The organism is uncultured Porphyromonas sp., from assembly GCF_902489635.1.
Lineage (GTDB): Bacteria > Bacteroidota > Bacteroidia > Bacteroidales > Porphyromonadaceae > Porphyromonas.
Genome location: NZ_CABUAN010000006.1, coordinates 49,945 through 71,477 on the forward strand (window position 1 = coordinate 49,945; position 21,533 = coordinate 71,477).

Annotated in this window: 17 protein-coding genes; 9 read left to right on the forward strand and 8 right to left on the reverse strand. The window is 54.5% G+C overall.

Annotated features, from left to right (window positions below; translation table 11 throughout):
- Positions 1-720 precede the first annotated feature (720 nt).
- The 8 genes from RDM37_RS02335 (at position 721) to RDM37_RS02370 (ending at position 9,948) form a co-directional block, all read left to right on the forward strand.
- Complete coding sequence (locus tag RDM37_RS02335) at positions 721-1,671, forward strand: hypothetical protein (protein WP_308554655.1); 951 nt, start codon at positions 721-723, stop codon at positions 1,669-1,671.
- Positions 1,668-2,648 carry a VWA domain-containing protein gene (locus RDM37_RS02340; protein ID WP_308554657.1) on the forward strand — a complete coding sequence of 327 codons (981 nt, stop codon included), beginning with the start codon at positions 1,668-1,670 and terminating at the stop codon, positions 2,646-2,648. Before RDM37_RS02335 ends, RDM37_RS02340 begins: the two co-directional genes overlap by 4 nt.
- The gene (locus RDM37_RS02345) at positions 2,645-3,673 is read left to right on the forward strand and encodes a VWA domain-containing protein (protein WP_308554660.1); all 1,029 of its coding nucleotides are present in this window, start codon (positions 2,645-2,647) and stop codon (positions 3,671-3,673) included. Before RDM37_RS02340 ends, RDM37_RS02345 begins: the two co-directional genes overlap by 4 nt.
- Complete coding sequence (locus RDM37_RS02350) at positions 3,663-4,322, forward strand: tetratricopeptide repeat protein (protein WP_308554662.1); 660 nt, start codon at positions 3,663-3,665, stop codon at positions 4,320-4,322. The genes RDM37_RS02345 and RDM37_RS02350 overlap by 11 nt, the downstream gene beginning before the upstream one ends.
- A complete protein-coding gene (locus RDM37_RS02355; RefSeq protein WP_308554663.1) occupies positions 4,322-6,103 on the forward strand; it encodes a BatD family protein in 1,782 nt (593 codons plus the stop codon). Before RDM37_RS02350 ends, RDM37_RS02355 begins: the two co-directional genes overlap by 1 nt.
- A gap of 325 nt (positions 6,104-6,428) precedes the next feature.
- Entirely contained in the window at positions 6,429-7,913 is a 1,485-nt protein-coding gene (gene proS, locus RDM37_RS02360) for a proline--tRNA ligase (RefSeq protein WP_297112999.1), read from the forward strand.
- Positions 7,914-7,930: 17 nt separating this feature from the next.
- Positions 7,931-8,584 (forward strand): 7-cyano-7-deazaguanine synthase QueC, encoded by a 654-nt coding sequence (gene queC, locus RDM37_RS02365; RefSeq protein ID WP_308554691.1) that lies wholly within the window; start codon positions 7,931-7,933, stop codon positions 8,582-8,584.
- 8 nt (positions 8,585-8,592) lie between these two features.
- The gene (locus RDM37_RS02370; protein ID WP_299366527.1) at positions 8,593-9,948 is read left to right on the forward strand and encodes an ATP-dependent RecD-like DNA helicase; all 1,356 of its coding nucleotides are present in this window, start codon (positions 8,593-8,595) and stop codon (positions 9,946-9,948) included.
- A 29-nt stretch (positions 9,949-9,977) separates the two neighbouring features.
- Here the strand turns inward: RDM37_RS02370 and RDM37_RS02375 are convergent, their stop codons facing one another.
- On the reverse strand, positions 9,978-11,447 hold the full coding sequence (locus RDM37_RS02375; protein WP_308554664.1) for a metallophosphoesterase: 1,470 nt from the start codon (positions 11,445-11,447) through the stop codon (positions 9,978-9,980).
- Positions 11,448-11,668: 221 nt separating this feature from the next.
- Positions 11,669-14,242 carry an alpha-glucan family phosphorylase gene (gene glgP, locus RDM37_RS02380; protein WP_308554666.1) on the reverse strand — a complete coding sequence of 858 codons (2,574 nt, stop codon included), beginning with the start codon at positions 14,240-14,242 and terminating at the stop codon, positions 11,669-11,671.
- A gap of 642 nt (positions 14,243-14,884) precedes the next feature.
- On the opposite strand from glgP, the gene RDM37_RS02385 reads away from it, so the two are divergent.
- Entirely contained in the window at positions 14,885-15,907 is a 1,023-nt protein-coding gene (locus tag RDM37_RS02385) for a hypothetical protein (RefSeq protein ID WP_308554668.1), read from the forward strand.
- Positions 15,908-16,082: 175 nt separating this feature from the next.
- On the opposite strand, the gene RDM37_RS02390 is transcribed toward RDM37_RS02385, so the two are convergent.
- From RDM37_RS02390 to RDM37_RS02415, 6 genes are all read right to left on the reverse strand, one after another.
- A complete protein-coding gene (locus tag RDM37_RS02390) occupies positions 16,083-16,931 on the reverse strand; it encodes a 3-hydroxybutyryl-CoA dehydrogenase (protein WP_308554669.1) in 849 nt (282 codons plus the stop codon).
- Positions 16,932-16,988: 57 nt separating this feature from the next.
- Entirely contained in the window at positions 16,989-17,768 is a 780-nt protein-coding gene (locus tag RDM37_RS02395; protein ID WP_308554671.1) for an enoyl-CoA hydratase-related protein, read from the reverse strand.
- A 15-nt stretch (positions 17,769-17,783) separates the two neighbouring features.
- The gene (locus RDM37_RS02400) at positions 17,784-18,794 is read right to left on the reverse strand and encodes an electron transfer flavoprotein subunit alpha/FixB family protein (protein WP_299366181.1); all 1,011 of its coding nucleotides are present in this window, start codon (positions 18,792-18,794) and stop codon (positions 17,784-17,786) included.
- A gap of 1 nt (position 18,795) precedes the next feature.
- Positions 18,796-19,581 (reverse strand): electron transfer flavoprotein subunit beta/FixA family protein, encoded by a 786-nt coding sequence (locus RDM37_RS02405; RefSeq protein ID WP_296951924.1) that lies wholly within the window; start codon positions 19,579-19,581, stop codon positions 18,796-18,798.
- Positions 19,582-19,608: 27 nt separating this feature from the next.
- Positions 19,609-20,748 (reverse strand): acyl-CoA dehydrogenase, encoded by a 1,140-nt coding sequence (locus RDM37_RS02410; RefSeq protein WP_297112975.1) that lies wholly within the window; start codon positions 20,746-20,748, stop codon positions 19,609-19,611.
- A gap of 91 nt (positions 20,749-20,839) precedes the next feature.
- Positions 20,840-21,508: a 3-oxoacid CoA-transferase subunit B gene (locus RDM37_RS02415; protein WP_025882796.1), complete on the reverse strand. Its 669-nt coding sequence runs from the start codon at positions 21,506-21,508 to the stop codon at positions 20,840-20,842.
- Positions 21,509-21,533: the final 25 nt, after the last annotated feature.

Below are 21,533 nucleotides of genomic sequence, written 5' to 3' on the forward strand. Positions count from 1 at the left end.
CTATCTCACACCCTTCGCCCGCCAAAAACGTTTAGGACACTATTGGTCCTTGACTATATTTCAAGAGATCTAAATGTGGATAGAGAAAGCATTGCCGTTTCAAGCGTTATTTACGATCTAGACTCCTTCTTCTATATCCCTGTGGCTGAAAACCAGGAACAAAAGGAAATGCTGATAAAAAGGCAAAACTTCTCCCGAGGTGATTTTCATTCAGATATCCTTGATAGTAACTTCAGAAAGTTGTCAAGCAGTAGTAAGTACTGCCTTTTCTTCTCTTACCTTATGGATGGAGTACTTCTAGCAGAGATCTACAAGCTTCAGAGATTTACAAAGCATATTAATTACTCTTTTATTGTGGCGACGAACCTGCGTGAGTATGACTATATGTTGATCATTAGCAAGGAATACAAAGTAGTTAAATCACACAAGATTGAATATTGAGTCGAGTTGAGTACGCTTAAACAAGACACAATAGTCCATTTTTCAATAGTGTCCTAAACGTTTTTGGAGGACGATGGGTGTAAGATAGCTGTCAAAGAGGAGACTATTGACTTTTGCAATAGTCTCAAGAGAGGAATAGAGAGGTGGTTGACCTCATCGTATCTAATGCGTCAGCCCTGTATTTACCTCCTATTCGTGAATTATCGGTACTTTTGTGGCGTTGTACGGTCTAGAGGCACATAGTCAGCGGTTGCCAATCTAGATGCTTAAGGCTAATCTATGCGATATCGTCTACTATTATATATACTACTGATCTGTGGCGGCGGAGGTCTATGGAGCTTCGCGGCGGCACAAGATGTCGCCATCACGACTGAGCTGACGCCCTCGACGATTCAGATCGGAGAGTATGCACAGATCAAGATGACTATCCGCACGAATGACCTCGACAACACGCTCCTCGTGATACCCCAAGAGCGGCAGATGGGGCAGGCGGAGATGATTGCCTTTGAGGTGACCGACACGATACCGCTCCAGGGTACAGAGGTGCAGCTGAATGCGCTGATGACCATCACTTCGTTTGCCGAGGGAATGGCCGAGCTACCCGCTTTTGGCGTGACGGTGGGCGGGGAGAGCTACTTCTCCAAGCCACTCTACCTCAAGGTGACGATGCCCGAGGTGGACACGACGCAACCGCTCAAGTACAACCCAATCAAAGCTCCTGTTTCGGTCTCGCTACACTGGTGGGAGTATATCCTCCTCGTCCTCATGAACCCCATTACGTGGGTGGTGCTGGGCATCGTCGTAGTGGTACTCCTCATCTTGTGGTACCGACACTACAAGCGCACACGACCCGAGCCCGAGGTGGTCGTGGTACCGCTGACCGCTTTAGAGACTTTCGACCAAAGGCTCGCCACACTGCGTGCGCTACCCTTTGACCAGCAAGAGGAGCAGATAGCTTACTACGATGGCTTGATCACCGCCTTGCGAAGCTATCTGACCGAAGGCTTAGGCTTGGAGATAGACGAATTGACCGCTCGCGAACTAGCCCAGCTACTCCAAAAGGCTCCCTACGGAGTGCCTCAGAGTGCACTAGCGCAGTGGGTGATCCACTCAGAGTGGGTACGCTTTGCCGACACCTGGGCGGAGCCTGCGTGGCAAGCCGAAGACGCAACGACCATCTACGAGGTGGTGCATCAACTAGCTAGCAGAAAGGAGGGTAAGTCGCTATGATATGGGTTCATCCTGAGTGGTTCTGGGCGCTCCTACTCTTACCGCTGCTGGTGCTGCTCTACATGCGCTACAACAAGCGTCACCAAGCAAAGCTTTCGCTCTCGGCATACCGTCTTTTGCCTAAGAGGAGCGGATGGCGGAGCTATCTGCGGGCTTTGCCTTTTGCCTTAGAGCTACTGGCACTGGCGGCGATGATCTTAGCTCTGGCTCGCCCGCAAGACTCCAATCACTGGGAGGAGCGATCGATACAAGGCATCGACCTCGTCCTCGCTATAGACCTCAGTGGCAGTATGCAGGCACTGGACTTAAAGCCGAACCGCTTTGAGGCAGCGCGTGATGTGGCGAGCGAGATGATCGCTGCACGTCCGAATGACAACATAGGTCTCGTGGTCTTTGCGGGGGAGAGCTTTACGCTCTGTCCGCTGACGGTGGACCACAACGTGATCCAGCAGATGCTCGAGACCACCGAGATAGGACAACTGGAGGACGGCACCGCCATAGGACTAGGGCTAGCAACGGCGATCAATACGCTCCGCGGGAGCGACAACAAGAGCAAAGTGATCATCCTCCTGACCGATGGGTCAAACAATGCGGGCGACATAACCCCCTCGATGGCCGCTGAGCTGGCACAGCAGTACGGCATACGCATCTACACGGTGGCAGCGGGAACCAATGGGGTCGCAAAGTTCCCCGTGCAGACAGCCTTCGGCACCGAATATGTGGAGGCCGATGTGCAGATTGACGAAGGCACGCTACGACACATCGCCCAGCAGACGGGCGGCAAGTACTATCGTGCGACCGACGAGACGAAGCTGCACGAGATCTACAAGGAGATCGACTCACTCGAGAAGTCTCGTCTCACCTCTCGCTCGGTGAGTGCCTACGAAGAGCGCTACATGCTCTTTGCCTTGCTCGCCATCGTGCTACTTGGTGCCGCCTTCTTATTACGAACCACCTTGCTGCGAGCTAACCCATGATACAGTTTGCCTATCCCCTCCTGCTGTGGCTCCTGCTACTCGTACCGCTCCTGCTACTCGTTATGATCGTCGGTCAGAGACGACGACGTAAGCAGCAGCTGCGCTTTGCCACGCCTCAGATGCTACGGCAGATCATGCCCGACCGCTCTGCCAAGCGGGACTGGTGGCGCGCTTCGCTCAAGCTCATCGCCATCGCTCTGCTCATCGTGGCACTGGCTCGTCCGCAACTCTACACCCATGCGCCCGTCTCGTCACAGCAGACGATCGGTGTCGACCTAGCCTTCTGCATAGACGTCTCCAACTCGATGGCGGCACGTGACGTCAAGCCCGACCGTATCGGCTTTGCCAAGCAGATTGTGACCCATACGATGCAGGAGTTGGCAGGATCACGAGTAGCTATGGTCGTCTTCGCTGGAGGCGCTTACATACGTCTACCTCTGACGCCCGACTTGCCGACGGCTCGCACCTTCCTCGCAGACATACAGCCTGGCATGGTCTCCAACCAAGGCACCAATCTAGGACAAGCACTCGAGCGCTCCGCACAGGCACTCGCAGCGCCCTCACGAGCCGGCAAAGCGGTCATCATCCTGACCGATGGCGAGGATCACGAGGGCGGACTAGAAGAGGGCATCGAGCGACTCAAGAAGCAGGGAATCAAGGCTTACGTCGTAACCATCGGACTCCCCGAGGGTGCCAACATTCCTATTGGAGAAACGCTCCTCACCGACTCGCTCGGCGTGCCGGTACTCTCGAAGCCTAACCCTGAGATCACGGCAGAGATAGCCAACGCTACGGGCGGACAGAGCTTCGTCGGCAGCAGTCCCCGTGCCATTAGCAACCAGCTGGTTAACCAGCTCCGCACATTGCCCCAAGCCAACCTGAGTGGCGAGGGTGAGCAGATCGAGGAGCTCTATGCGCTCCCCACGCTAGCTGCACTCCTCTTGCTCCTGCTCGCCAATGGGATCATGCGCCGCAAGAGTCGCCTGTTTAGTCGTATTCAAATCTTTGGTCATCATGATGCGTAAGCTTCTATATATTGTCTTACTCTTGCTCTCTAGCCTGACGCTCATCGGGCAGACCGTACGTCTAGACGCACGGCGGGGCAACAAGAGCTACAATCGGAGCAACTACTCGTCAGCACGCGCCGCTTATCTCTCGTCCGTGGCTCGTGACTCGACCTACGCTCCCGCCCGACTCGGTCTAGGGGACGCCCTCTACATGTCAGGCGACACGGTCGCTGCTGTGCAGATGTGGCAGCGTATAGCGAGCGACAGCAAGGCTGATCCACGCTTGCAAGCCTTAGCGTGGCACAACCTGGGCAACCGCTGTATGGACATGCAGCAGTATGACAAAGCGATCGAAGCTTACAAAGAGTCGCTCCGCAGAAACCCTACCGACGATGAGACGCGCTACAACTTAGCCCTGGCGATCAAGCTCAACAAGCAGCCCCCACAGCAAGGTGGTGGCGGAGGTGGTGGCGGCTCACAGTCCGATCCGTCGCAGACACCTCCCGACCAGCAGCCGCAAGAGCAGCCACAAGGTAAGGAGCCGGACCTCGACAAGTCTCAGGCTGACCGGATCCTCGATGCGCTTCGCCAGCAAGAGCAACACACACGCCAGCGCATCAACCAGCGCCAGCCACAGCAAAGGAATCAGAACAAGAAGAACTGGTAATGCTACGCCTACGCACTTCGATACAACGCACCCTCCTGACACTCATCTGTCTCTGTGCCGTCGCCTTCGCAGGCTTAGCACAGCTCACGGTGATCGTACCCCAGCAGGTTGCCGAGGGAGAGACCTTCCAGTTAGTTTATCGTGCTGCGGGAGCGCACGAGCTAGGTGCTTTCACCGCTCCTCAGATTGCCTCTGGGCTGAAAGTGCTCTACGGACCTCAACTCAACGTACTGCACAAGATGAGCGGAGGCGTCTCAAAAGAGTACACCACCATCACCTATACGCTGCAAGCGACTAAGGCGGGCACTTACGCCATCAGTGCGGCTCAGCTACGAGTCGGGCAGAAGAGCCTCACGGCCCTATCCAGACGCATACAAGTCGCCAAGGCGCAAGGGCTATCGCAGCAGGCTATCGCCTCTGGAGAATCACTACAGGTAGCAGACCGAGACATGTATATGCGTGCCGTCGTCTCCTCGCAATCGGTCTACACACAGCAGCCCGTCCTCGTATCGCTCTACCTCTACTCACGCTATGGCAACCTCGCAGGCGTCGACCGCAAGCCGCCCGAGGTGACTGACTTCGTCACCAAAGAGATCCCGCTACAGCACACCAGCCTCACCACAGAGCGCGTCGGTGGCAGGCTCATGTACAAGGCACTCATCTGGCAGATCCTCGCCTACCCACAGCGTAGTGGCGAGCTAGTCATCCCCTCCTTTGAGTATGACTTTCAGGTATCTGTAAATCGGAAGGTGGATAACGAGGAGGATCTCTTTGCCAATAAAGCTATCGCAACGGCTCATAAGAAGTTGCACTCGCAGCCCTTGAAGTTGACCGTACGACCACTCCCCGAGGGAGCTCCCGAAGGGTTCGATCAGTTGGTCGGCTCCTTCCAGGTCAAGGGTACCCTCTCCGCACCCGACCCAACCTACGAGACGGGTCGCGCCATGACCTATAGACTAGACATCACTGGACGGGGCAATGTCTCCCTACTCTTAGCTCCAGAGCTAGGCTTGTCCGACAAATTTGAAGTGTATGAGCCGCAGCTCATCCGTGACGACCAAAAGGTGCAAAATGGCAATACCGAGGTGCATCGCATCTACGAATATACCATCATACCGCACGCCACAGGACAGCAGACGGTGCCTGCCGTCAGCCTCCCCTACTTCGACCCCGCTACAAATAGCTACCGCACCGCCACGACAGCACCTATCCGTATAGAGGTAGCGCAAGGCTCTAACGATGTGCCACAAGTGGGCAAAGCAGGAGAGGCAAGCAGCTCACAGCGATATACGCCCTACCCTTACGACGCGCCTGCTCCGACCATCGTGTGGCATCCCTGGAGTCGTGCCGGATGGGCTTACTGGCTCCTCTACGTGCTCCTGCTTATCGGTGGCGGAGTCGCTTATTGGCTCATACGTAGCGATCAACGTCTCCGTGCCGACCATGTCGCTTATCATAAGAAGCGCTCCACGCCCATGGCGGAGCAGCAGATCCAGGCGATACGTCAGCTCATCAAGGCGGGGCAGCAGTCGGAGGCTACGACCCGACTCTATGCTGCCATAACGCACTATCTACAAGATCACTACGCGCTAGCCACCTCCAGCCTCACACGGCAGCAGCTAGCGAGTGCACTCAAGCAGCAAGACGTAGCGGAGGCAGAGATCAACGCCTGGCTCTCCCTCCTCTCAGAGATCGAGCTAGCACGCTATGCACCACAGCAAGAGGGCGACAGCCTGCCCCGCTGGGTAGACCAGCTAGAGCAACTCATCTCGCAGTCATGATAGCTTCGCACCGAAGCTCGACAAAATACTAAGCCCCCCTCATCACAGACGAGGGGGGCTTCTTTTGTCTCTCAGCTGTTCGGCTAAACGGTTCCTCCCTTGGAACTGAAAAGTTCCAAGAGGGGAACATTTTTTGGAACTCGTATCTATAACAAGCTCAGCACGATACAAATGCATTCAGACGAGTAGCAAGGTGTATGGACGCACATGATCCGACGGAGCACATCGTCACTCGGGTGGCTTGCATCTAGTCAACCGTCTCAGATTGTGAATTCTAGCGAAAAGCGGTACCTTTGCTAGCAAATAAATTAGATAGACTAGCATCATGGCTAAAAAAGAGATCAAAGAACTCACACCACGTGACGAAAACTACTCACAGTGGTATCAAGATATCGTCGTAAAGGCCGGACTGGCTGAGAACTCCTCCGTGCGCGGCTGTATGGTCATCAAGCCCTACGGCTACGGCATCTGGGAGAAGATGCAGCAAGACCTTGATCGTCGATTTAAGGAGACGGGACACAGCAACGCTTACTTTCCACTCTTTATCCCTAAGAGCTACCTCAGCCGCGAGGCCGAGCATGTCGAGGGCTTTGCCAAGGAGTGTGCCGTCGTGACGCACTACAGACTGCGTACCAACGAGGCGGGCGATGGCGTAGAGGTAGACCCCAATGCGAAGCTCGAGGAGGAGCTGATCGTTCGTCCGACGAGTGAGACGATCATCTGGAGTACCTACAAGAACTGGATCCAGAGCTACCGCGACCTGCCACTACTCTGTAATCAGTGGGCTAACGTAGTGCGCTGGGAGATGCGTACGCGTCTCTTCCTTCGCACGGCTGAGTTCCTCTGGCAAGAGGGTCACACGGCACATGCTACCCAAGAGGAGGCAATCGCTGAGGCGCGCAAGATGATTGGTGTCTACGAGGACTTCGCCCGTGAGATGCTGGCACTGCCAGTCATCGTCGGGGTCAAGAGTGAGACCGAGCGCTTCGCCGGAGCTATCGATACCTACACCATCGAGGCTATGATGCAGGATGGCAAAGCTTTGCAGTCTGGTACTTCGCACTTCCTAGGACAAAACTTCGCCAAGGCGTTTGACGTTACCTTCCTCGATAAGGAAGGCAATCGTGACTACGTCTGGGCTACCTCGTGGGGCGTATCCACACGTCTCGTCGGTGCGCTCATCATGGCGCACAGCGATGACAACGGGCTGGTTCTGCCGCCACGCATTGCACCTATTCAGGTGGTCATCGTGCCGATCTACAAGAGCGAGGAGGAGCTGCAACGTATCCACGAGACAGCCGACAAGATCGTCAGCGAGCTACGTCAGCATGGCGTATCGGTTCAGATCGATGACAACGACAATAAGAAGCCCGGGTGGAAGTTTGCTGAGTATGAGATGAAGGGTGTCCCCGTACGTCTCGCTCTCGGTATGCGCGACCTGGAGCATGGCACCGTCGAGGTGGCTCGTCGTGACACGCTCACCAAGGAGACCATGCCGTTAGAGGGCATCTCCGCACATATTGAGCAGCTACTCGAGGAGATCCAGAGCAATCTCTACAACCGCTCGCTCCAGTCACTCAAGGATCGCACCTACATCTGCGACAGCTACGATGAATTCAAGGAGCGCATCGAGGATGGTGGCTTCTTCCTCTGCCACTGGGACGGCACAGCCGAGACGGAGGCACGTATCAAGGAGGAGACCAAAGCGACGATCCGCTGCATACCGCGTGACATACCCTCGGAGCCTGGTCGCTGTATGGTGACTGGTCGCCCCTCTAAGTGCAGAGTCATCATCGCTCGCTCTTACTAAGACATAAGACAATGAAAATGCGCAATTCACTGATCGCACACTCAGGCGGTGTGGATAGCACGACGCTCCTCTACGAGTATCGTGAGGAGGTGGCTTGTGCCGTGGGCTTCGACTACGGCTCCAAGCACAATGCGCGTGAGCTGGCCGCTGCCAAGGCTATCTGCCGTGAGCTAGAGATACCCTACCTGATCATCCCGCTCGCCTTCATCGAGGAGTACTTTCGCAGTGACCTCCTCCTCTCGGGTGGCGAGATGCAGCTGGGGGACTATTCTGAGGAGAATATAAGCTCGACGGTGGTACCCTTTCGCAATGGCATCATGCTGAGCGTCCTCGCGGGGTTGGCCGAGAGCCGAAACTTGCAGCAGGTGCTCATAGCCAACCACTTCGGCGACCACGCCATCTACCCAGACTGTCGTGAGAGTTTTGTCAAGCCTATGGGCGAGGCGATCACGGCTGGCACCAGCAATGGGGTCAAGTTGGTGGCGCCCTACACGACTCTCACGAAAGCTGAGATCGTAGCTCGGGGCACTCGTCTTGGAGTGCCTTACGGCAAAACGTACAGTTGCTATCAAGGGGGCGAGCGTCACTGCGGACGCTGCGGCACTTGTCGGGAGCGTCACGATGCTTTTGTCGCAAACGGACTAGAGGACCCGACGCTTTACGAGGAGTAAGTGGTGGTATGCTCGTCATCCCAGAAGCTTTCGATCAGAACAATGCCGAGCAGATGTCTGCCCTGCAGTGCCTCGAGCAGACCTCTATGAGTCTCTTCCTGACGGGTAGTGCGGGAACGGGCAAGTCCTACTTCCTGCAGCACTACTGCGAGGTGACTCACAAGAAGTTTGTCAAGCTTGCCCCGACGGGGCTCGCTGCGCTCAACATCCATGGGCAGACGATCCACAGCTTCTTCCGGCTACCGCTAGCACCGCTGACAGATCCCAACCACACCTCCGCCATCACACGCCGCTATCGTAAGGACAAGCGGGAGCTCATCCGTCAGCTCGACCTGATCATCATCGACGAGATATCGATGGTGCGATGCGACCTGCTCGATGCGATGGATCGTATCCTGCGCAGTGTGAGGCACAGCCGAGTACCCTTTGGGGGTGTGCAGCTCCTCATGGTGGGCGACCCATTTCAGCTACCGCCAGTCACGACAGCCTCCGATCAGGAGGAGATGCAGCGCGCTTACCCTGAGAGTGACGGCTTTTACTTCTTTGAGGCGCACGCCTACGCTGCACTGGCACCTATCTCCATAGTCCTACGTCGCATGTATCGCCAGAGCGATCAGCACTTCGTCTCCGCACTTGAGGAGATCCGTCTAGGACGTGTCAGCGATGACACGGTCGCCCTGCTCAATAGCCGCGTCTCCCCACAGTGGCAGGAAGAGCTACTCCAGAGCGACCAGCATGCGGTGCTACTCTTCTCTCACAGAGCCAATGTGGAGACGTACAACCAGTCTCGCTGCGCCCAGCTTGATGCCAAAGAGGTAACCTTCCGCGGCAAACTCAAGGGCAAGATCCCCGCCTCTGCGCTGCCCGTCCCCGAAGAATTTTCGCTCAAGGTGGGGACTCAGGTGATGCTCGTGAGCAACCACCCCGACGGAGCGTGGGTCAATGGCACGACGGGCGTCATCACGAAGCTCGTCGGCGGAACTATTGGCGACATCACGGAGCCTTATGCCAAGGTGAAGACGCCCGATGGCGAGACTATCATCGTCACGCCACACACCTGGTCGCAGGTGGACTACGACTACGACGAGGAGAAGGGAGAGATCGTCGAGCGACAGACTGGCTCCTACACGCAGCTACCGCTCATCGTCGCTTACTCCATCACGGTACACAAAGCGCAGGGGCAAACGTGCGACCAGATTGTGGTCGACCCAAGTCGCTTCTTCGCCCCAGGACAAGGGTACGTTGCCCTCAGTCGCTGTCGCACGCTCGAGGGTTTGACGCTCACGCAGCCGCTCAAGCCGTACAACCTACGCACTGCCCCTTCGGTACTACAGTTCTACCGAAAGATCCTTTCGCACGTCTAGCCCAAAGACTAAAGAAGCAATCCTATATTCTAAGGCTTGCTCTTGGCAAGTCTTTGTCGATCCAGACGAGCGGTGTGATCGTAAGGCAGCGACACATTGTTATCCGACTCTGAGGTGTCGTATAGAGCCGTCTCAAAAAGCTCTATCTGCTGAGTTAGCGATGGTACCAATCCCTGGATCAGCCCCTTCGTCTGATCAAAGAGATCACCCGGATATGGCTCCGTCATCCTTGCCGTACTATCTGGATTGTGATGCAGGCCCCGCTCGTCACCTTGCAGGTGATTTGCATAGATCTCCATAAATAGAGGCTTTAGCTCTGGTATCGCCTGATCAATCACACCCTTATAAGGAGCTATAACCGAGGCACTATCCTGACTCTCTAGATGCTCCGTGAGGAAGCGTACCAGATCATTTATCCCAAGCTCTAGGTGCTGATAAGCGTAGTCCTGTAAAGAGATCGTTCCTTCTGAAGCGATCTGAGAGGGCATCGCTAAGGCGATCTGACGAGAGGATATACGTAGCTCTGTCGGGGTGACCTCAACCAAACGATATGGACAGGGGTATGTGACTGTGGATCCAGTCTCTATGTCATGTATGACGCTCTGGTTGTAGCTCTTGGCTGCGATGTCCTGAGCATGAAAGTGTCCCGTGAAGACATACTGCAGACCAGCCTCGGCGAGTCGCTCTGCGATGCGATCATAATCCTGTATCAGATACTCCTTAGCCAGTAGCGACTGCCCCGGGAAGTGCTCTACGATACCATGATGCATCATCGCTATGACCTGCTTGCCCTGAGCATTGGCTTGTCGCACTTGATCCTCGATCCACTGGATGCGTTCCTCATCGAGACGGCCAGCCGTCGTGGGGTAGTTATTGGCGATATTGTCATCGTACTGACAAGCATCGATGCCGATGACGCGTAGCCCTGGGAGCGGCTCCGACACGTAGCAGAGCGCCGGTCCTCTCGAGATACTTGAGGAGGCGTCATACCCGTATGGTGCCATAATCTGAACAAACTGATCGGGAGTGACATGCTCCGTAGCAGTCGTATGATCTCCTAGGTAGATCTGAGCAAGGGGGTTGTTAATGTCATGATTCCCAGGCACGACGAGTACCTTGATACCCGCCTCTGTGAGTCGATCTAGCCGCTGCGTGAGGTAGCGATAGCTAGCCAGCTCACCATCCTTCGTGAGGTCTCCACAGATGAGGAAGAGATCAGGACGTATCTCTAGAGCTTCCTTGATTAACTGATCAAAGATCTGCACACTCTCGAGGAGCAGCTTACGATCGCTACGTAATGTCTCCTCAAAGGCAGGGCCCTCCTGAACGACTAGCTCAGGAGCCATAATGTGTGGATCGCTACAGACGAGGAGCGTGTACTGCGACTTCACACTGAGCGGGGGACGCTCAGCCCACCCCTCTAGCGGGAGGGCTAGCAAGATGATGGCGCTAATGAGTAGCGAGGCAAGTCGTGTGAGGGATTGTGTTTTTTGCTTCATAGTCGATTACGATATATTGCGTTTCCTAGATTGTCTACGCAAAGGTATCGTCTGTCGATTGCCCCTTCGTTGTCTTTTTGCTACCAATAGGTTATCATAAGAAGATCTGAATAACAGCAGAGGACTCAATCGCCCCGATTCAGCGATTGAGTCCTCTCATTATTTATAGTTGCTAACAGCCAACAGCCAAAGGCTAAAGGCTAACAGCCAAAGGCCATCACTCAGAAGGAGATCCAGCGGACGTAAGCGAAGTCCATCAGATGAGGCAGCTCCGGCAGATAGGGGCGCAGACGCACCGCTATCTGATATTTGCCTGGCTGAGCCGACGGCACCGTCAGCTCATAGGTGCGGATCGTCCCCAAGCGTGGCATCACCTCGTGGAAGAGATCCTTGCCCACATACTGCACCTGGCCCGTCAGCTCGTTCCGCGTCGTGACAATCAGCTCGGCAACGATATCGGCATCGACTTGCCCCGCATCGATCGTCACCTTAAAGGTCGGATCGCTAGGCTGGCCGTCGTAGTTGGGCTCTCGCATGACACCCTCAAAAGTCGCCTCCTGCACGGTGATCGTATCCCACGTGGCAGCGACCTGTTGCTTCCAAGCCACGATATCACGAGCCTGCTGATAGCCCTGATGCTCTAGAAGCTCGGAGCGTACAGCCAGCTTATTGTAGAGGCGCTCGTAGTAGTCGTCCAGCATGCGACGCATCGTAAAGTGTGGCGCGATGTAGAGCATCGAGCGCTTGATATGGTCTACCCAGCGATCCGAGCAACCAGCGGGCATGTCGGCATAGTAAGCGGGTACGATCTCCTGCTCTATGAGGTGGTAGATCGTCATCGCATCGAGCTGATCCTGCAGATGCTGATCAATGTAGGTAGACTCTGCCGAGAGTGCCCAGCCGGCACCCTCCTTGTACCCTTCGTACCACCAGCCGTCCAGCACGGAGAGATTGAGGACTCCGTTCATCTCTGCCTTTTCGCCAGAAGTACCAGAGGCCTCCATGAGGCGTGTCGGGTTGTTGAGCCATACATCGACGCCCGGGATAAGCGTCTTGGCAAGTGCTATGTCGTAGTCGGGCAGGAAGATGATCTTACCGACAAACTGCGGCATGCGACTCACCTCTATGATACGCTTGATGAGCGCCTGACCACCCCCATCAGCGGGGTGCGCCTTGCCCGCAAAGATAAAGCGAACGGGACGCTCTTTGTTGTCCAGGATCTTAGCCAAAGCCTCTAGATCCTCAAAGAGCAGGTGAGCACGCTTATAAGTAGCGAAGCGTCGTGAGAAGCCTATGTAAAGGGCCCGCTCCTCTAGTTCGTCGAGCGTTGCCTTAGCCAGCTGTGGCGGAAGTCCTATCTCTCCGTGAGTCTCTATGATCGTGCTCTGTATGTGCTGTATCAGTCGTCTCTTGAGTCGCTGGCGTATCTGACGTATCTCCTCGCTCGGCACGCTCATGATCTTAGACCACATCTCCTCTTGAGACTGATGGCTTAGATAGTCTGCGCCGAAGTGACGGACGAAGAACTGCTGCCACTCAGGCGCTGCCCAGGTAGGCAAATGCACCCCATTCGTTACATAAGTGACATGGCTCTCCTCAGGGAAGAAGCCCTCCCACACGGGAGCAAACATACGCTTCGACACATCGCCATGGAGCTTGCTCACACCATTGGCTTCCTGTGAAGTATGTAGTGCTAGGACGCTCATAGAGAACTTACCGCCGCTCCCGTGGCTATCCTTACCCAGCTGGATAAACTCATCACGAGAGATACCCAGACGACTATAGAAGGGTGTAAAGTAACGATCGATCAAAGCATCCTCAAAGTAGTCATGCCCTGCTGGCACAGGCGTATGCACCGTATAGAGCGAAGAGGCGCGTACCACCTCCAGTGCTACATCAAAGGGCAAGCCCCTATCCTCCACCAGATTGACCAGTCGCTCCACGTTCATAAAGGCCGCATGCCCCTCGTTCATGTGATACACATCGCACGTGATGCCGAGCTGCTTGAGGAGCATCGTACCACCGATGCCTAGAAGGTACTCCTGACGGAGTCGATTCTCCCAGTCGCCACCATAGAGGCTGTGGGTGATGCTTTTGGCCAAATCGCCATTCTCAGGCACATCGGTGTCCAGCAGATAGAGCGACACGCGACCTACCGGCACGCGCCACACCTGACAAACGACAGGCAGTGAAGCCATCTCTAGATGTAGCGTCAGTCGCTCGCCATGCTCGTTGAGGACTGGCTCGAGGGGCAGGTTGTGAAAGTTTTGCGGCACATAGTGCGCCACCTGATTGCCACTCGGGTCAAGACTCTGCGTGAAGTAGCCGTAGCGGTAGAGAAGGCCTACGGCGGTGAGCCGGACGTTGCTGTCGCTCGCCTCCTTGACATAGTCCCCCGCGAGGATGCCTAGACCACCCGAGTAGATGTGGAGCGTGTTGCTAATGCCGTACTCCATGCAGAAGTAAGCGACCGAGGGACGCGTCTCATCGGGACGCTCCTGCAGATAAGCCTGCAACTCATCGTACAGCACCTGTACCTCTGCGAGGAAGGCGCGATCTTGACAAAGCTCCGCGATGCGCTCAGCACCTAAGAGGTGCAGCATCCAGCGAGGATTGCCATCGGTCTGCGCCCACAGCTCGGGGTCGATAGACTGAAAGAGGCGTATCGCCCGTGGCTGCCAAGACCACCATAAGTTCATCGTCAGGTCCTTGAGCGATTGTAGCTCTGCGGGAAGGTTAGACTGGCTGTATATCTCTGTCCACTGCGGTGGATTACTCTTGTATTGTGGTATCATTTGCGTCTGTTCTATAGATCTGTCTAGCTAAAGACACTGCGAAGGTACGACTATTTCGTGCAATGGCTGTTACGTCACGCCCTCCAGAATGTTTTCACCGTTGGAAATTGCATTAGTGGGTGGAATGTACGTCGCTACAATAATTTAGAGCCTATTACATATCGAGGCGGCGCCGTGTCGGGGAAAAGTGATTTCCACGTGGATATTCCAAAATCTCCACGTGGAGAATAAAAAATTCTTCGGAGGAATGAAATGAAACTTCGGAGGAATCAAATGAAACTTCGGAAGAATCAAAACGCCCCCACGTGGAAAAAGAAAAATATCCACGTGGAGATTTGAGATTTCCCACGTGGATATTCGAGAAAGGAGGGAATCGGACGAATTTTCCCGTAAAGATATGTAAATAGAGGATAGAGATTAGGGATTAGAGGGCAGAGCGATTATGATGCGTCAGCCCTGAGAACGGGATCAACCATTTGTACATTTAGTGGGAATAGTGTAACTTGCGGGCGTAAGTACATAAGCTCGCACTAGTGCAGTGCTTTACAACGACTTGCCTTGTGGTATCACTCTCCTGCACTAGGTACAACCATCCAACAAATGCTCTGAGAATCCACAAACTACAACCTAACCACGATAATTATGAGACGTATCACCAGCCTAATTACAGCTACGTTAGTTGTCCTTATCTCTAGCCTTTGGGGCCTATCAGCTCAAGAGACTCCGCCCACCCCAAAGACGCATCCGACCATCCCCACCATACAGGCGGGAGCCAAATGGCTGGTCTACAAAGTCACCTTCGGTATATACTGTCAGACCAGTGAAAAGCCTGAACATTGGAACTACTGGAACTCTAGTACAGATCAATACGCTCTGACGAAGCTAGAGACAATAGATGATAAGACCTACTTTGTCTTAGGTGATCAAAACGACTACGGCTACAGCTACACCTATCTGAGAGAGGATCTACCTGGCGGGAAGATCTATGCACGACACAAGAGTGGCGTCAAAGGAGGGGCAAAAGGTGAAGTCCCTGAGTATGTGCTCTGGGACTATAACCTCAAGGTGGGAGATCAGGTTACCCTTCACGATATTGATGGGTCGACAGCGCGACATGACTTTACGAAAAGTCGCTATACGCTAGTCGTCTCAGCTATTGAGACTAGGCACCTGTATGATGCTGATCGCTTAGTCTATATTATGAAGGATATGACGGGCATCCCGCTACCAGCTAATGAAGTTTACTGGATAGAGGGCATCGGCTACTCCTTTGGCTTTTTATTTACGGGGATTAGGACTGAAGAGACTACCGGAGGCTATGGCTACGAGACACGCATACCCCTATGCTATACAGCACCCAATGGTGATGTGTACCACTTCCACCACTCAGGTATCTGTGAGGCTGTCAATGGCTTTACAGGCAATAAGAAGATTGAAGCGTCTAAGACTACACCTCTGGATCTGCAAATCTCTCGAAATCAGCTAGGACTGACCATACGTGTAGCTGACGGTAAGCATCACGATCTAACCATTTACCGTGCTGATGGCACGAAACTCGTGGAGGCGACTTCCTTTGTCGAGAGCTATGATCTAGCCTTGCCAATGGCATCTGGAGAGAAGATTCTCGTCGTAGTTGATGACGAGACTATTCCTTACGTCTTATAAGACTATTGACTTTTGCAACAGTTTCTTTTTACAAACGAAACGAGGGAGTACCACCACTGCTGGTGATACTCCCTCGCTGGTGAAGGTGTGTGGTCCTAGTCTTTGGCTCTAGTATTTAGCTTTAGCGCTTAGCTTTGGGCTTGATGCGGTAGAGCCGACCTCTAGGGGGGAGTGACTACTTCTTAGAGTAGTCGTAGAAGCCCTTGCCACTCTTGCGGCCGAGCTGTCCGGCACGAACCATTTTGCGGAGCAAGGGGTGTGGACGGTACTTGGGATCGGCGTACTCGTTGTTGAGCACCTCCATGATGGCTAGGCAGACGTCTAGACCGATGAAGTCGCCCAGTGCGAGCGGCCCCATGGGGTGATTAGCGCCGAGCTGCATAGCGGTATCGATCTCCTCGACGGTAGCGACGCCATCGGCATACTCACCGATAGCCTCGTTGATCATCGGGATGAGGATACGGTTGACTACAAAGCCTGGAGCCTCGCTCACTCTGACGGCTGTCTTGCCGAGCTGCTCACAGAGCGTGAGGGTCGTCTGGAGGGTCTCCTCAGAGGTGCACTGACCGCTGATGACCTCGACGAGCTTCATGACAGGTACGGGGTTGAAGAAGTGCATACCGATGACCTGCTCAGGACGCTTGGTTACGCTGGCTAGCTCGGTGATGCTGAGCGAAGAGGTGTTTGTAGCAAAGATTGCTGAGGGCTGTACGATACCATCGATCTCGCGAAGGATCTCCTTCTTGACCTCCATCTCCTCAGAGATAGCCTCGATGACGAGATCAGCCTGAGCGATGTCGGCGTAGTCGGTCGTGACGGTGATGCGTCCGATGATCTGCTTGAGATCGTCGGCGGTCATCTTGCCCTTCTCGACGAGGCGGTTGAGCCCTTTGTTCATACGTTGCATAGCACGGTCTAGCGACTCGTTGCTACGTCCTTTCATCGTGACGGCGAGACCCTTCTGCGCCATCGTCTGCACGATGCCTGCACCCATGGTGCCATTGCCTAATACGACTATTTTCATAGAGTTATTGGTTTGAAATAGAGCGTGCCACAGGAGTGCGACACGCTCTAGTAAGTTTTAGAATTGTGGTTTGCGCTTCTCTAGGAAAGCGGACATACCCTCGCGTTGCTCGGGATGTGCGAAGGCGTTGCTAAAGAGATCGTTCTCGATGGCAATGCCTGTATCTATATCACTCTGCAGCCCCCTATTGATAGCACGCTTAGAGATCGCTACGGCGTGTGGCGACTTGCTCGCTATCTCCTCAGCCAGCTCGGTCACGGTGGGCATGAGCGCGTCAGGCTCTACGACACGGTTGACCAGTCCTAGAGTGAGCGCCTCGTCTGCCTTGATGACACGTGCGGTGTAGATGAGCTCCTTGGCGGCGCCTGCCCCGATGAGACGGGGTAGACGCTGTGTGCCACTGAAGCCTGGGGGGATGCCTAGACCGACTTCGGGCTGACCAAACTTAGCCTTGTCACTGGCGATGCGTAGGTCGCACGCTAGGGATAGCTCGCAACCACCACCGAGTGCAAAGCCGTTGACCGCGGCTATGACGGGGCAGTAGAGTAGCTCTACCTTGCGAAAGACACGAGCACCACGCTCACCGAAGGCGAGTGCCTCTTGGGGCGTTAGCTCTGCCATCTCGGCTATGTCAGCCCCCGCAACGAAGGAGCGTCCGGCTCCTGTGATGACGAGGACGCGCACGGTGCGCTCCTGAGCTATCTGATCGATGACGATCTCTAGCTCACTGAGTACCTGCGTAGAGAGTGCGTTGAGTGCTTCGGGGCGATCGATCGTTAGGGTACCGATCTGCCCATTGGCACTGACACTATAATGTATGGTCTGGAAGTCTGTCATGACAGTGTGGAGTGTTTACTTCTTATTAGCTTGAAGCGTCTTGAGACGCTCCGTGAGGACGGGCAGCACCTTGTGCAGGTCACCTACGATACCGAGGTCGGCTACCTGGAAGATGGGAGCAAACTTGTCCTTGTTGATGGCAATGATATACTCCGACTCCTCCATACCAGCGAGGTGCTGGATGGCTCCTGAGATACCGCATGCGAAGTAGATGTCAGGACGTACGGTCTTACCGGTCTGTCCGACCTGTCTCTCATGCCCGATGATACCTGCATCGACCATAGCACGTGAGGAGGATACCTCAGCCTTGATGACCTGTGCTAGAGCCTTGAGCTTGTCAAAGCCACCATCGGTACCTACACCACGTCCGCCAGATACGAGTACGCTAGCCTCGGTGATGTCGACCATGTTCTTGGTCTCGTGCTTCTTGCTGACGAGGCGTACCTTAAAGCGACGCTCGTCAAAGGGTACCTTGACCTCCTCGACCTCGCCGGTGCGTGTCTTATCGTCGGCCTTACGACGCATGACGCCTGGGCGTACGGTAGACATCTGAGGTCTATTCTGATCGCAGACGATGGTCGCCATGAGGTTACCACCGAAGGCGGGACGGGTCATCATGAGGTTGCGGTCTTCGCCGATCTCAAGTGACGTACAGTCTGCCGTGAGACCTGTGCGTAGACGAGCAGAGAGACGTGGAGCTAGATCACGCCCGATGGTGGTAGCACCAAAGAGGACGATCTCAGGCTTGTAGACGGTGATGAGGTGATAGACAGCCTGTGCGTACTGCTCAGTGAGATAATCTTTGAGATTGGGATCATCAACGACTAGTACACGATCAGCACCTGCATGGATGAGCTGATCGGCTAGTCCCTTGACCTGATAGCCACATAGGATGGCAGTGACCTGCTCGTTGATCTGATCGGCTAGCTCACGTGCCTTGCCGATGAGCTCAAAGGCTACATTCTGGATGACGCCTTCGCGTTGCTCAGCGAAGACTAGAATTCCTTTATACTGTGTCTTATCCATATCAGATGATGAATTTCTCTTTAAGTTTCTCGATAATCAAATCAGCAGCCTCCTCAGGTGTGAGCTCCTCGTAGAGTGTGCCCATAGCCTTGGCACCCTTGGTAAAGGACTTCTTGACACGCGTGGGAGAGCCCTTGAGTCCTAGACGCTCCTCCTCGACGGGGAAGCTGTCAGCCGTCAGCGTGGTGATCTCCTTGTCGAAGGCGGTCATGATGCTGCTGACGTTCATATAGCGAGGCTCGTAAGCAGATGCTAGGAAGGTGAGCATACAGGGAGTCTCGACCTCTAGGGTCTCGTGTCCCTCCTCGACATTGCGCATGACGGTCAGTGTCTTCTTACCATCATAGTCTACATGCTCTACGTAGGTGATCTGAGGCAGGTCTAGCTGCTCAGCGATCTGAGGACCTACCTGTGCTGTATCTCCATCGATAGCCTGACGTCCTGCGAGGATGATATCGTAGTCAAGCGTCTTGAGTGCATGAGAGATGGTATAGCTGGTGGCGAGGGTATCGGCACCTCCGAAGCGACGATCTGAAATGAGGTAGCCCTTGTCACAACCCATAGCAAATGCCTCACGGATGATAGCGGTAGCCTGGGGAGGTCCCATAGTGATCACGCTGACCTCAGCGCCATACTGATCCTTGAGGAGCAGAGCCTGCTCGAGTGCCCCCTTATCGTCGGGGTTCATAATGCTGGGTACGCCATCACGGATCAGAGTGCCCTTGACGGGGTCGAGCTTGATCTCAGTGGTATCGGGTACCTGCTTGATACATACTATAATCTTCATATGTCTAATAAGTGTCCTAAGGGGTCATTACTTGAGTAGGTGCGCTGCGATAACCATACGCTGTACCTCGCTGGTACCCTCGTAGATCTCGGTAATCTTAGCATCACGCATCATGCGCTCTACAGGATACTCACGGGTGTAGCCGTAGCCACCGTGGAACTGTACAGCCTTTGTCGTCATATCCATAGCGGTCTCAGCGCAGAAGAGCTTAGCCTCGGCTGCCTCTAGGTTGTAAGAGAGACCATTGTCCTTGCACCACGCTGCACGACGTACGAGCAGGCTAGCGCAGTCGATACGCGTCTGCAGGTCTGCTAGCTGGAACTGAGTGTTCTGGAACTTAGCGATGCTGCGACCAAACTGCTTGCGCTCCTTGGTGTACTTGACAGTCTCGTCCATAGCACCACGAGCGATGCCGAGAGCCTGAGCTGCGATACCGATACGTCCGCCATCGAGGGTGTGCATAGCAACCTTGAAGCCACCGCCCACCTTACCTAGTAGACGATCCTTGGGGATGCGGCAGTTCTCCATAATCAGCTCGCACGTAGCAGAGCCACGGATACCGAGCTTGAGCTCATGCTTACCGACAGAAAAACCGGGGTCGTCCTTCTCAACGATAAAGGCAGAGATACCCTTGTTGCCCTTGCTCTTGTCCGTCATGGCAAAGATGATATAGACGTGAGCGTACTCAGCATTGGTGATAAAGATCTTATTACCATTGAGTATGTAGCACTCCTCCTCCTCGACAGCAAAGGTCTGCTGTGCGGAAGCGTCTGTACCAGCATTGGGCTCCGTGAGACCAAAGGCACCGATCCACTCGCCTGAAGCTAGCTTAGGGAGGTAGTGCTGCTTCTGCTCCTCCGTACCAAAGCTCATGATAGGATCACAGCATAGTGATGTGTGAGCAGAGACGACAACGCCTGTGGTAGCACAGACACGGCTGAGCTCCTCGACAGCCATCGTGTAGATCTGTACGGTAGAGCCTGCGCCTCCGTACTCCTTGGGAATGGGGATACCCATGATGCCCAGCTTGCTCATCTTCTGAACAGTCTCAATGGGGAAGCGCTCCTGCTCATCGATCTCTGCAGCGAGAGGCTTAACCTCTTTCTCTGCAAACTCTCTGATCATTTGCAAGAATAGCTCCTCTTGTGGGGTCTTACTAAAGTCCATAGTTTGAAATATGATTGTCTATAATAGTGTGTTATTGCTTGATAAGGCCTGTCGCCCGAAGGCGGCAGGCTCTAAGGGTAGTGTCGTAAGACTACTGACGCATGGGCTTGACATCGTCCACGTAGTGTAGCGTAGCCTCGGTGGCTGCCTCTATCTCCTCACGTGTGACGCCGTCACGGATCTCTGTGACGTAGAGTCCCTGACCCTTGCGTACCTCGATGACGCATAGCTCGGTGATGATGAGGTCTACCTGACCAGCTGCTGTGAGCGGCAGAGTACACTTCTTGAGGATCTTAGCCTTGCCCTTTGCGGTGTGGGTCATAGCAAGGATCACCTTGCGTGTACCTACGAGCAGATCCATAGCACCACCCATACCGGGGGCGAGCTTGCCAGGGATAATCCAGTTAGCTAGGTCACCAGCCTCATCGACCTGTAGTGCGCCGAGGATGCTGACATCCACGTGACCTCCACGGATGATACCGAAGGAGGTAGCACTGTCGAAGGTGGCAGCCTCTGGCACAGCAGTGATAGCACCACCACCAGCATTGATCCAAAGGGGATCCTCCTGGCCTGGAGCAGGAGCACCACCCATACCGATCATACCATTCTCAGACTGTAGCATCACATGTACGTCTGGCTTGAGATAGTTGGGTACCATCGTGGGTAGACCGATGCCGAGGTTGACGACATCGCCATCCTTTAGTTCTAGGGCTACGCGCTTGGCGATAACCTCTCTGACTTGATTCTTGTCTAGTTCCATATCGTATTATACCTTGATTTGTATT